We start from the raw sequence: 12,447 nt of genomic DNA on the forward strand, positions 1-12,447 counted from the left end.
GTTACAATTAAAGATGAGTCACATATTATTATTGATTAGAAATTTATTAATAGTATATCTTTTATAAAATAATTTTTTACTAATTCTAATTAAAATTAGAATTGATATATTATTTAATGTAGTAGAAAATTGACATACCTAGAGAGATTTTATTAAGAAAGAGGTAAGGAGAAAATGAGTGTGGAAATTAAATTACATGATGCAGAATTAAAAGTAATGAATGTTATATGGCGCAATGGAACTGTTAGTGTCAAGGTTATTTATGAAACTTTAAAAGAAAGTTATGGTTATAGTCGAAATGCAACTTATACATTAATTAAACGCTGTATTGATAAATAAACAATTGAAAGAATTGAATCTGGTTTTTTATGTAAGGCTCTGGTTGAAAAGGAAGAAGTTCAGGCTCTTGAAACAAGAGAATTAATTGATAAATTATTTTATGGCTCAGTAGATCGACCTGTTGCTTCTCTTTTAGGAAAGAGAGATTTATCGAAATATGAAGTAGAACGATTACGAAAAATGATTAATGAGTGGGAAGAATAATATTGCAGTTGAAAATATTGAACTCTCTATGTATATTTCGCAAATCAAATTGAAAAATAAACGATAAAATATTTATACTCTCTTAGAGAAAGTTGGAGTTGATCGCGATACAGCAAATCGTAAAATAATCCAATTATCTGGTGGTGAGCAGCAACGGGTGGGAATTGCAAAAGCACTTTCTCATGATTCTGATATAATCATCGCAGTCGAGCCAACTGGAAATCTAGATAATGAGACTGAAAAAATATCATAGCTATTTTAGATAATATTGCTCATAAACAAGGAAAATGTGTAATTATTGTGACTCATTTTCATAAAGCTGCTAGTTATTGTGATATGATTTACCGATTAGAAAAAGGTAAATTATAATTATTTATAAAATCTATTAATACATTATTTAGACTAGAAATAATTTCATTACTAGTCTTTTTTGTATTTTAATTATTTAATGTGTTATTATGATTATGTATTTTACATATATTTATTACCCAATTAAAGATAGTGCTGCTTTAACTGATTTTATGTTAATCAAAAGAAAGGGTCGGTTGTATTAATATTTAAAAAATATTGATTTTACGAGCTATAATCATATAATTATCGTTTAAATATGGAGGTTTAAATATGAAGAAGGTAAAAAAGTTATTTGTAGCAGGTATGATAATATTTGTTTTATGGGGATGTACTAAAAAAGTAATAGTAAAACAAATAGAGTTTAAGATATTTAGTAAAGGAGAAGTGGTATCATATAGTATTAATGATAGTGAAAAAATAGAAATTGTGTTGGATTTATTAGATAAATGTGTAAATGAAGAAAATTTTAAAGATATCAGTGAGAAATTTGATCTTCCTAAAAGTACTACGTATGAGGTTATAGTAAAAAAAGATGATGAATATGTATATAAGTTTGTCGGGGGATATGTTGTTTATGATTCTTTAGTATATGGTTTAGATGATTATGAAAACGTAATTAATAAATTTAAAGATTTATTTATAATATAATTTATATCTATTTTAATGATAAAGAAAATGTTTTAGAATCTATTACTTTTAGCTGTGTTAATTTTCTGTCTTTTTATTGTTTATAGAGCTTAGAAGTAGTACAATTGAATCAAAATAATAAAATATTTTAGGAGGATATTTATGGTAAATCCATGGCAGAATATTTTACTAAGTGATTATGAAAATCATATGAAATTAAACCAAGTAAAACAACTTCAAACATTAAATAAAATGATGAAAAAACAGTTTTATCAAAATCCAGTTAAATCAATAATGATTTTAGGAATTGCAGGAGGCAATGGTTTAGAGCATATTGATAATAATAAGATTGATAAAGTATATGGTGTAGATATAAATACGCAGTATTTAGATGAATGTAGAAAAAGATATCCAAATCTGGATGGAATATTAAAATGTTTATGTGTAAATTTAACTGAAAAAAATCTTGAACTGCCATATGTGGATATAATAATTGCTGATCTACTGATTGAGTATATTGGATATAAATGTTTTAAAAATATAATTAAGATTGTAAAACCTAAATATGTTTCATCAATTATTCAAGTTAATAAAGAAACTGCTTTTGTATCAAATTCACCATATCTCCATGTATTTGATGATTTAAATAAAGTTCATCATCAAATAAATAAAAAAGAGCTAATTACTACTATGAAAAGTATAGGTTACTGTCTAATTGATAAAGATGATCAATCTTTACCAAATGAAAAACTGTTAGTACAGTTAGACTTTAAAAGGGAATAATGATATGGATACTACTAAAGAAATATTACAATTAAAAACAAACTGTTCGCAATGTTCTGGGTTATGTTGTACTGCTCTATTTTTTTTCAAAATTGATGGTTTTCCTAAAGATAAAAAGGCAGGTCAGCCATGTCATAATCTATTAAATGATTTTCGTTGTAAAATTCATACCCAACTTAAAGAAAAGAAATTAAAAGGTTGTATAGGATATGACTGTTTTGGTGCTGGTCAGTATGTTACACAATATATTTATCAGGGACAAACATATAAAGATTTACCAAATCAAGCAAATGAAATATTTGATGTTTTTATAATTGTTTTCCAGTTGTTTCAAATAAGATATTATTTATTAGAAGTACTGACTTTAGATATATCATCTAAAAGGAAAGACGAAATCAAAAACCTAATCATTGAAAATAAAAAAATATGTAGTTATCCTGCTTTTAAATTAGCAAATTTTAATATAAAAGTATACAAAGATGAAATTAACCCTATATTAAAACAAATATGTTTACAAATAAGGGGAAATAAAAAATCTTATTCTACATTTTTAGCAAAGAATTTTAAAGGAGAAGATATGAGTGGATTAGATTTAAGTATGAAATTATTGATTGCAGCAAACTTTAATAGTTGCAAATTTGATAATACAATCTTTTTAGGTGCTGATACAAGAGATACAGATTTTAGTAATGCAGATTTAAAAAAAGCATTATTTTTAACTCAGGGACAAGTTAATTCTGCACGAGGAAATCTAAACACTAAATTACCAAGTCATCTAAGCTACCCAATGTCATGGAAATAAATATAATAATTGATTTACAAAAAAGGGATGAGAATTAAAAAAGTAAATATTAATAACTTTGATGAATTTATAAAAAAGGATTACTGATAATAAGGACAGTGATATTTTAATTGTACAAGATACTAAAATTATTGACCTGCTGTTGTTTTAAAATCTGTATAATAATCATGTAGAACATTACTTTACATATTTAGTGCTAAAAAATAACAGGAAAGAAAAAGCTGATTGAAAGTGTTAAAAAATGAGCTTTAGAAAAGTAAAATGAATTTTAGTGAGAATGAAAATATAATTACTAAACGATATTTTATGGTCTTGATACTTATTCAAATAATTGAATTATAAGATTAATAGGGTGGAAAAGTAAAATGGAAATAGTTGACGGAATTAATTATCTTGATGAAATTAAAACTTTGATCATTGAATATGTAAAAGAGTTAAATAGAGATCTGTCTTTTCAAAATCTAGAATGTGAACTTATAAATTTAAAAGCAAAATACAGTGGTAATAATGGTAAAATATTAGTTGCTTTAGTTAATCAAAAAGTTGTTGGTTGTGTAGGTTATTATCGCCATGATCAAAAGCGTTGTGAGATGAAAAGATTATATGTTTTACCAGCGTATCGTAAATTTAAAATTGGGTATAATTTAGTTATAAAAATTATTGATTTAGCTAAAAATGAAGGATATCAGGAAATGGTTTTGGATACTATTAAACCACTTAAAAGTGCGATTAAATTATATCAAAGGCTGGGTTTTAAAAGGATACCTGCTTATTATAAAAATCCAATGAATGATGTTATTTATATGAAGTTAGAATTATAATGTGCAAAATGCACATTTTTGTTTTATAGTTAAATTGATTTTGGTATAATATTGAAGATTAGGAGTGAGAACATGAATGATTTAAATAGATATAAGGAACTGAAAGAGAAAATCAGGTATCATAATGATCGTTATTATAACCAAGATGATCCAGAAATCAGTGATTATGAATATGATATGTTAATGCAGGAATTAAAAGATTTAGAAAGGAAACATCCTGAATATATAACCGATGATTCACCAACTCAAAAAGTTGGTGGTGAAGCAAAGCGTGAAGCTGGAGTACTTGTAAAACATAATGTTCCAATGTTATCTTTACAAGATGTTTTTTCTAAAGAAGAAGTTGAAGAATTTATTCAAGATATGAAAGAACAGTTAGATGATCCTACTTTTGTAGTAGAATATAAGATTGATGGTCTATCGTTAGCTCTTAGATATGTAAATGGTAAGCTAGATGTGGCAATAACACGTGGTGATGGAATTCTTGAAGGTGAAGATGTTACTGTTAATGCAAAAGTAATAAATGATGTTAAAAAGACTTTAAAGGAGCCGATTGAATATTTAGAGGTTCGTGGTGAAGTTTATATGACTAATGCTGCTTTTGATAAAGTTAATGAGATGCAGGAAATTAAAGGAAAAAAACTTTTTGCAAATCCAAGAAACTGTGCAGCAGGAACATTACGACAATTGGATAGTAAAATTACTAAGGAAAGAGATTTATCTATGTTTGTTTTTAATATCCAGGATGTTCGTGGTAAAGAGTTTATTAGTCATAGTGAAGGTTATGAGTATTTAAAACAGCAGGGAATCAAGATAATTGAGGATTATAAGGTTTGTAAAACTGCTGATGAAGTGTGGCAGGCAATTGTTGAAATTGGTGAAAATCGTGATAAATTAGATTATGATATAGATGGTGCAGTAGTAAAGATCGATAGTTTTGCTGATCGGAGAAAATTAGGTAATACTGCTAAAGTTCCACGATGGGCAATAGCATATAAATATCCTCCTGAAGAAAAAGAAACTAAATTATTAGAAATTGAACTTTCGGTTGGAAGAACAGGACGAATTACTCCTACTGCTATCTTTGAACCAATTAGGTTATGTGGAACAACAGTTACAAGAGCAACACTACATAATCAGGACTTTATTGATGATTTAGATATTCGAATTGGTGATACGATCGTTGTTTATAAATCAGGTGAGATCATTCCTAAAGTTCGTCGTGTTGTTAAAGAAAAAAGATCAGCAGGAAGTGTTCCTTATATTATTGGTGATAAATGTCCAGTTTGTGGAGCACCAGCCATGCGTATAGGAGATAATGCTGATATTAAATGTACTAACCATAGTTGTCCAAGTAAATTGGTTAGAAATATTGTTAATTTTGTTGGACGAGATGCGATGGATATAAAAGGTTTTGGCTTTGCTTATGTTGAAACTTTAGTAGAGCATGGATACTTAAAAGATTTAAGTGATATTTATGGCTTGATTGATAAACGACAAGAATTATTAGATAAAAAAATCATTGGTTTAGTTAAAAGTACTGATAATTTATTAAATGCAATAGAAGGTAGTAAAAATAATGATGCTAGTAAACTGCTTACTAGTTTAGGGATAAGCAATGTTGGTAAATCAGCAGCCAAGAGTTTAATGAAAAAATTTAAAAGTATAGATAATTTAATGAAAGCAAGTTATGCTCAACTAGTTGAAGTTAATGATATTGGTGATATTAGTGCGATGGCAATCATTAATTATTTTAAAAATCCTGATAATCAAGCAGTAATCCAACGTTTAAAAGATTATGGAGTTAATATGGAAGTAATTGAAGAAGATGATGGTGATAATCGTTTTGAAGATATGACTTTTGTAGTAACTGGAACGCTGCCTACTTTATCAAGAAAGCAGGCCGGTGAGTTAATTGAAAAACATGGTGGTAAAGTAGCGGGTTCGGTTTCTAAAAAGACTAACTATTTAGTTGCTGGTGAAAATGCAGGAAGTAAACTTACTAAAGCACAAAGTCTGGGAATTAATGTAATTAATGAAGAAACTTTATTAGAGATGGTTAAGTAAGAAAAATAATGTTATAATGCACTAGTATAAGGAGGAATCATGTGATGAAAAAAATAGTAGCTTTACTAATAATATCTTTGTTGCTTACAGGGTGTCATGATGCTAAAGAAACAGTTGAGAGTCAAACAGCAAATGATGTTTCTACTACTGATAGTTTAGATGATTCATTTTATCGAGTAGTGAATTTTAATACTAATTTGAATCGTGATAATTATTATACTTCTTTTGGACAAACTAGTGATTTTCAAACAATTGGCAGGGAATTACAAATATTATCAACTGCTCATTTTTCAACTGATGATTATTATATGTCTGAAGGACAATATCTTAAAACTGAAGATATGAATAAATTATTAAGACGTTCTAGTGATCCTAAAGAATATCCCCATACTTTGCAAGTGCAAAGGGGAGAAACGATTGGGGGAATAGATAATCCAATTATGGTATCTACTGTTCATGAACAAGATTATTATCGAAAAGAAGGGGATAAATATGAGTTAAAAGGTGTTTCTTTAGCTATTGTACTTGATCCTCGTGATGAAAATAATAATCGTTTAAGTACTTCAATGGACGAACAGATCGTTGCTGATTTTGGACGTCAATCAATTAGTAAATTATATGATTATCTTCAAACAAAAAAAGATTTAAAGGGTATTCCAGCAAATATCTGTGTATATTATGCTACTAATACTAATGAAAGTGATATTAACGGACGTTATATTTTAAAGAGTTTTTGTGAAAATAGTGTTGGTAGTATTGATACATTAAATTATCATAATTACATGTTTAGTAGCGAAGAAGCTACTGTAGCAGATGAAGAAACAGCTTCACAGTTTGAAATATTTAAAAGTAATATGAAGAAAGCTGCTACAGAAGCTGTTGGAGTAATTGGTTATGGTCGTTATAAAGATGGTGTCATCCAATCAATGAATATTAAATTAAATGTTAATGTAAAAACTTATGAAGAATTAATTTATCTAGTATCAACTGCAGCAGATGAAGTTGATAATCAGTTTACTGGATTTGATATTAAAGTATTAGTCCATTCACAAGATGATTTAGAAGCGATTATTATTAAAGAACAAGGTGAAAAAGCTAAAAGTAGTTTATTATATTAGGAGAATGTTATGGGAAGTAAAGAAGAAATGTTAAAAAAATTAGGTTTAAAAACAATGTTTAATATTAGTGATGAAGAAATGCCGGAATTAGTTGAAGAATATGATATCTTTATGAATCATGTTGCAGTATTAGAAAAAATTGATACTGAGGGTAAGGAACCTTTAGCTTATCCTTATGAAATTGAAACAAGCTTTTTACGTGAAGATAAACCAGTTGATGTGATTAGTCGCGAAGATGTTTTAAAGAATGCGAAAAGTGTTCAAGATAATCAAATTAAGGTACCAAAGGTGGTGGGATAATGAAAGTATATTCAATTGAAGAATTACATAATTTAATTGTTAATGAGGGAATTAATATTGATGAATATTATCACGATTTATTTAAAGAAGCTGAATTTCAACAAAATCGTTTGAATGCTTTTGTTACAATCACTAAAGATAAAGCTTTAGATAATATTAAAGATATTAAAATTAATGATGAGGAAATATTAAAAGGAATTCCTTGTGTATTTAAAGATAACTACAATACTAAAGGAATTAAAACTACAGCCTCTAGTAAAATGTTAGAAGACTATGTACCAGTTTATAATGCTACAGTAGTTGATAAATTATTTAATAGAGGTGTTAGTTTAGTTGGTAAATCAAGTATGGATGAATTAGCAATGGGAGGGACAAATAAGTCAGCATTAACGGGACCTGTTTTTAATCCTTGGGATTCATCAAGAATAGCTGGCGGTTCATCAGGTGGAAGTGCAGCGTTAGTTGGTAGTGGTGTTGTACCATTTGCTTTAGGGAGTGATACAGGAGATTCAATTCGTAAACCAGCAGGATTTTGTGGAATAGTAGGTTTTAAACCGACATGGGGAAGAATTTCTCGTTTTGGAGTTATTCCTTATGCATCAAGTTTGGATCATGTTGGTGCATTTACACGTAATGTTCGTGATATGGCAATCGTTACTGAGGCTTTGGCAGGTCGTGATGAACGTGATATGACATCGAGTACAAGACCAGTACCACATTATCTACAAGAGTTAAATAGCGATATTAGGGGAATGAAAATTGCAGTTTTGAAAACTGTTAGTAACGAAATTCGTAATGTTGAGATTAAAAATAATTTTAATCATGTTGTTGAAACTTTTAAACAATTAGGAGCTATAGTTGAAGAAGTAGAAATACCTACCTATTTAGCTAAAGCAATTCTACCTACATACACTATTATTGCTAATAGTGAAGCTACAAGTAACCATTCTTGTCTAGATGGAATTAAATATGGTGATCGTCAATCTGGTAGTTCAACTGATGAAGTAATGATCAATTCACGGACTGATGGTTTTGGTGCTCATATCAAGAGACGTTTTATTCTTGGAAACTTAGCATTAGCTACAGAAAACCAAGAAAGAATGTTTAGAAAAGCTCAGCGGGTACGTCGTTTAATAGTTGAAGAAATGAATAAAATATATAATAGTTATGATATTATCTTAACACCTAATGGGGGAAGTATAGCACCGAAATTAGATGAAGCGAATGATGATCGTTTATCTGATGAATATTTAATTTTAGAAAATCATTTGGCTTTAGGAAATTTTGCGGGAACCCCTAGTATTTCAATTCCTTCAGGATTTAGTGAGGGAATGCCTATTGCCGTAAACATTATGGGACGTTTGTTTGAAGAACAAACAGTATTTAATGTTGCTTATGCTTTAGAACAAGCTTTAGGTTTAGCAAATCAATATTCAAGAGAGGGGTAAAGAAAGATGAATTTTGAAACTGTTATTGGATTAGAAGTCCACTGTGAACTTAAAACAAAATCAAAAATGTTTTCTGGAGCCCCAGTAACATTTGGCGAGGCTCCAAATACAAATGCTAATATTGTAGATTTAGGAATGACAGGAGCAATGCCAGTCTTAAATAAATCAGGGGTCGAATTTGCAATTAGAGTATGTAGTGCTTTGAATATGGAAATTGATGAATTAGTTCAATTTGATCGTAAAAATTATTACTATTCAGATTTACCAAAAGGATTTCAAATAACTCAAGATCGTCATCCTATTGGTCGTAATGGTGCAATGACTATTGAAGTAAATGGTCGTAAACAAGTAATTGAGATTGAAAGATTACATATGGAAGAAGATACAGCTAAACAGCTGCATTTTGATGATTATTCATTAATTGATTATAATCGTGCAGGTATTCCATTAATTGAAATCGTGACAAAACCAACGATTCGTAGTGGGGCAGCAGCAGCAGCTTATTTAGAAAAGCTTAGACAAATCTTCTTGTTTACTGAAGTAAGTGATGCAAAGATGGAAGAAGGTTCAATGCGTTGTGATGTTAATGTTTCAATTCGCCCATTTGGAAGTGATAAATTTGGAACAAGAACTGAAATTAAGAATTTAAATTCAATTTCTAATGTTCAAAAAGCAATAGAATTTGAAGTAGCCCGTCAAGAAAAAGTACTAATTAGTGGTGGTGAAGTACTACAGGAAACTCGTCGCTATGATGAAGATAAAAAAGAAACCGTTGTTATGCGTGCTAAAGGTGATGCTGTTGATTATAAATATTATCCAGAACCAAATATTTTGCCTATTCGTTTAGATCATCAATGGGTAGAAGATATTATTGCTCAAATCCCGGAAATGCCTGAATCTCGGGTTGCTCGTTATATAGATGAATATAATATTCCTAAAACTGATGCGTTGATCTTAGTACAAACCAAGGAAATTTCTGATTTCTTTGATGAAACAGTTGGCTATACTAATCACTATAAGATTGCTTGTAATTGGTTATTAGGTGAAGTTCAAGCATATTTAAATAAAAACAATTTGATTATTACTGATACTAAAATTACACCTGAGTTTTTAGCAAAGATGATTAATTATATTCAAGATGGAACTATTTCAAGTAAACAAGGTAAAAAAGTATTTGAAATTTTAATGAGTGATGGAAAAGATCCAGAAGTAATCATTGAAGAAAATAATATGAAACAAATTTCTTCACCTGAAGAATTAACTAAAATTATTAATGAGGTTCTTGATGCTAATCCTCAGTCAATTGAAGATTATAGTAATGGTAAAGATCGAGCAGTTGGTTTTTTAGTTGGACAAATCATGAAAAAGACAGGAGGACAAGCTAATCCTGGTCTTACAAGTAAGTTATTAATTGAGTTATTAAAGGAAAGAATTTCTTAATGTACAAATATTTAGATATTTGGTACAATGGTTGAAGGAGGATGGAAATATGTCTCGTGAAAGATTTAAATTTGATGATGAAATTAATGATTTAGAAGAAGACTTACAGCCATTTAAAACAGAAGAGTCAATTAATGATATAAATGAATCTCTAAATGACTCTACTAGTAGAGATCCAGGAGATAAATCAATGGGTAAAGTAAAAAAGAAAAAACGAAAATTAAAAAAGCGCTATGCTGTTTTACTTTTGCTTCTTTCAATTGCAATTGTATTTGTAATCTATGTTTTTGTAGCAGGAGGAAATGATGGTCCTGTATATGGTGATCGTTGTGCATCTTTGATTGCTATTGATAAAGATAAATTTAATAGTATTGAGGACTCTGTAAAAGCGGATCCAAATATAAATAGCATTAATATTGAAGTTGATTGTCGAATTATTAAGATTTCAATGAATTTTGTTGATAATATCACCTCAGATAATGCTAAAGCATTAGCAGCTAACGCTTTACATACACTAGATGATGCTTTAGGACAACCAAAGAGTGAAGGTAGTGCATATAGTGAGTTATTAGGGACTGCCAATGGTCGTGGACAATATAATGTTGAGTTTGTTTTAACAAGCAATGGTGATAGTAATTTTCCAATCTTTGGTACTAAACATCCAAGCAATGATGAAATTAGTTTTACAGGAGCTAATGTAGTAGATCAAAATGCTACTGATCGAGCTTTAAAGAAAGATGAGACCCAATAGGCGAGCATTGCTCGTCTTTTTAGGAGGAAATAAATGAAGAAGAATGATTATTTTTATGGTGAATGTGTTGATATGACGCATGATGGTCAAGGGGTTGTAAAAGTTGATAATTTTACTTATTTTGTAAAAGGTATGTTAGTTGGTGAAACTGGAAAGTTAAAAGTAATTAAAGTATTAAAAAATTATGCAGTTGCAAGACTGATAGAATTAGATAAATTTTCTAAGTATCGTATAGAACCTAAATGTCCAGTTTTTAATCCTTGTGGCGGCTGTCAATTACAACATTTAAATAAAGAAGGTCAAATGATATTTAAAACAAAGCGAGTTAAAGATTGTTTAGAAAGAATTGGTAATTGTTTTGTTACTGTAAATGATTGTCTAATGATGGAAGAACCATGGTATTATCGTAACAAAGTCCAAATGCCTATTGGGATAAAAGGCAATCATTTAGTTACAGGATTTTATAAACAAAAGTCAAATGAGATCATTCCTTGTGATAATTGTTTTATCCAAAATAAATTATCTAACCAAATAACTAATCGAGTTAGAGAATTAATGGAAACATTTAAAATTTATCCGTATGATAAATTATCTCATCAAGGAAATATTAAACATATTTTAACTAAACATGGCTATCATACTAATGAAATAATGTTAGTTTTAATTAGCTATCATAATAAAATTAAAGATATTAATAAACTAGTTGAAATAGTTATTAAAGAATTTCCAATGATTAAAACAGTTGTTCAAAACATTAATCCGCGAATTGATAATGTTATATTAGGGGAAGAAGAAGTTATTTTATATGGTAATGGTTATATTTATGATACATTATTAGATAATAAATATAAGATTTCTTTAAAATCATTTTATCAAGTTAATCCTATTCAAGTTGAAAAATTATATTCAAAAGCAATTGAATTTGCAAATTTATCAAAAGATAATATTGTTTTAGATGCTTATTGTGGAATTGGAACAATTACACTTTCAGTTGCAAAATATGTAAAAAAAGTATATGGAGTGGAGATTGTAGAAGTAGCAATTGCTGATGCTAAAAATAATGCAGATTTAAACAATATTGAAAATGTTGAATTTACATGTGCTGATGCAGGAAAATATATGATTGAATTAGTAAATGATAATCAGCGTTTGGATGTAGTTTTTGTTGACCCTCCTAGGAAAGGTTGTTCATCTGAATTTTTAGATTATTTAGTTCAAGCTAATCCTAAAAAGGTTGTATATATTTCTTGTGATGTTGCTACACAGGCTAGAGATATTAAATATCTTCAGGAGTTTGGTTATATTGCTGAAATTTGCCAACCAGTTGACATGTTTCCACAAACTGAGCATGTTGAATCAATTGTGCTGTTAAAACAACGGTAAATCAAGGGTTTCG

Annotated in this window: 12 protein-coding genes and 1 pseudogene; all 13 read left to right on the forward strand. The window is 28.9% G+C overall.

Annotated features, from left to right (window positions below; translation table 11 throughout):
• Positions 1-180: 180 nt before the first annotated feature.
• Positions 181-543: pseudogene (locus tag ACLR9T_RS06095) on the forward strand (BlaI/MecI/CopY family transcriptional regulator).
• Between the two features lie 127 nt (positions 544-670).
• Positions 671-796, forward strand: coding sequence for an ATP-binding cassette domain-containing protein (locus ACLR9T_RS06100; protein WP_413108657.1), 126 nt, complete (start codon positions 671-673; stop codon positions 794-796).
• A gap of 368 nt (positions 797-1,164) precedes the next feature.
• A complete protein-coding gene (locus ACLR9T_RS06105) occupies positions 1,165-1,542 on the forward strand; it encodes a hypothetical protein (RefSeq protein WP_413108646.1) in 378 nt (125 codons plus the stop codon).
• A gap of 141 nt (positions 1,543-1,683) precedes the next feature.
• Positions 1,684-2,304 (forward strand): class I SAM-dependent methyltransferase, encoded by a 621-nt coding sequence (locus ACLR9T_RS06110; protein WP_413108647.1) that lies wholly within the window; start codon positions 1,684-1,686, stop codon positions 2,302-2,304.
• A 4-nt stretch (positions 2,305-2,308) separates the two neighbouring features.
• Complete coding sequence (locus ACLR9T_RS06115) at positions 2,309-3,106, forward strand: pentapeptide repeat-containing protein (protein ID WP_413108648.1); 798 nt, start codon at positions 2,309-2,311, stop codon at positions 3,104-3,106.
• A 365-nt stretch (positions 3,107-3,471) separates the two neighbouring features.
• Positions 3,472-3,927, forward strand: a complete 456-nt coding sequence (locus ACLR9T_RS06120; RefSeq protein WP_413108649.1) for a GNAT family N-acetyltransferase — start codon at positions 3,472-3,474, stop codon at positions 3,925-3,927.
• Between the two features lie 72 nt (positions 3,928-3,999).
• A complete protein-coding gene (ligA, locus tag ACLR9T_RS06125) occupies positions 4,000-5,994 on the forward strand; it encodes an NAD-dependent DNA ligase LigA (RefSeq protein ID WP_413108650.1) in 1,995 nt (664 codons plus the stop codon).
• 44 nt (positions 5,995-6,038) lie between these two features.
• Positions 6,039-7,112, forward strand: a complete 1,074-nt coding sequence (locus ACLR9T_RS06130) for a CamS family sex pheromone protein (RefSeq protein ID WP_413108651.1) — start codon at positions 6,039-6,041, stop codon at positions 7,110-7,112.
• Positions 7,113-7,121: 9 nt separating this feature from the next.
• Positions 7,122-7,412 (forward strand): Asp-tRNA(Asn)/Glu-tRNA(Gln) amidotransferase subunit GatC, encoded by a 291-nt coding sequence (gene gatC / locus ACLR9T_RS06135; RefSeq protein ID WP_413108652.1) that lies wholly within the window; start codon positions 7,122-7,124, stop codon positions 7,410-7,412.
• Positions 7,412-8,860 carry an Asp-tRNA(Asn)/Glu-tRNA(Gln) amidotransferase subunit GatA gene (gene gatA / locus ACLR9T_RS06140; RefSeq protein ID WP_413108653.1) on the forward strand — a complete coding sequence of 483 codons (1,449 nt, stop codon included), beginning with the start codon at positions 7,412-7,414 and terminating at the stop codon, positions 8,858-8,860. The genes gatC and gatA overlap by 1 nt, the downstream gene beginning before the upstream one ends.
• Before the next feature lie 6 nt (positions 8,861-8,866).
• Positions 8,867-10,300, forward strand: a complete 1,434-nt coding sequence (gatB, locus tag ACLR9T_RS06145) for an Asp-tRNA(Asn)/Glu-tRNA(Gln) amidotransferase subunit GatB (protein ID WP_413108654.1) — start codon at positions 8,867-8,869, stop codon at positions 10,298-10,300.
• Between the two features lie 49 nt (positions 10,301-10,349).
• Positions 10,350-11,051, forward strand: a complete 702-nt coding sequence (locus tag ACLR9T_RS06150) for a hypothetical protein (protein ID WP_413108655.1) — start codon at positions 10,350-10,352, stop codon at positions 11,049-11,051.
• A gap of 33 nt (positions 11,052-11,084) precedes the next feature.
• Positions 11,085-12,434 carry a 23S rRNA (uracil(1939)-C(5))-methyltransferase RlmD gene (gene rlmD, locus ACLR9T_RS06155; protein WP_413108656.1) on the forward strand — a complete coding sequence of 450 codons (1,350 nt, stop codon included), beginning with the start codon at positions 11,085-11,087 and terminating at the stop codon, positions 12,432-12,434.
• Positions 12,435-12,447: the final 13 nt, after the last annotated feature.

It is taken from the genome of Thomasclavelia sp., assembly GCF_047249845.1.
Classification (GTDB): Bacteria; Bacillota_I; Bacilli_A; order Erysipelotrichales; family Coprobacillaceae; genus Thomasclavelia.

What these genes read in the sequence shown, in the direction of transcription:
- ACLR9T_RS06105 (WP_413108646.1), top strand. Translation starts at nt 1,165, where the DNA reads ATGAAGAAGGTAAAAAAGTTATTTGTAGCAGGTATGATAATATTTGTT.
- ACLR9T_RS06110 (WP_413108647.1), top strand. Translation starts at nt 1,684, where the DNA reads ATGGTAAATCCATGGCAGAATATTTTACTAAGTGATTATGAAAATCAT.
- ACLR9T_RS06115 (WP_413108648.1), top strand. Translation starts at nt 2,309, where the DNA reads ATGGATACTACTAAAGAAATATTACAATTAAAAACAAACTGTTCGCAA.
- ACLR9T_RS06120 (WP_413108649.1), top strand. Translation starts at nt 3,472, where the DNA reads ATGGAAATAGTTGACGGAATTAATTATCTTGATGAAATTAAAACTTTG.
- ligA (WP_413108650.1), top strand. Translation starts at nt 4,000, where the DNA reads ATGAATGATTTAAATAGATATAAGGAACTGAAAGAGAAAATCAGGTAT.
- ACLR9T_RS06130 (WP_413108651.1), top strand. Translation starts at nt 6,039, where the DNA reads ATGAAAAAAATAGTAGCTTTACTAATAATATCTTTGTTGCTTACAGGG.
- gatC (WP_413108652.1), top strand. Translation starts at nt 7,122, where the DNA reads ATGGGAAGTAAAGAAGAAATGTTAAAAAAATTAGGTTTAAAAACAATG.
- gatA (WP_413108653.1), top strand. Translation starts at nt 7,412, where the DNA reads ATGAAAGTATATTCAATTGAAGAATTACATAATTTAATTGTTAATGAG.
- gatB (WP_413108654.1), top strand. Translation starts at nt 8,867, where the DNA reads ATGAATTTTGAAACTGTTATTGGATTAGAAGTCCACTGTGAACTTAAA.
- ACLR9T_RS06150 (WP_413108655.1), top strand. Translation starts at nt 10,350, where the DNA reads ATGTCTCGTGAAAGATTTAAATTTGATGATGAAATTAATGATTTAGAA.
- rlmD (WP_413108656.1), top strand. Translation starts at nt 11,085, where the DNA reads ATGAAGAAGAATGATTATTTTTATGGTGAATGTGTTGATATGACGCAT.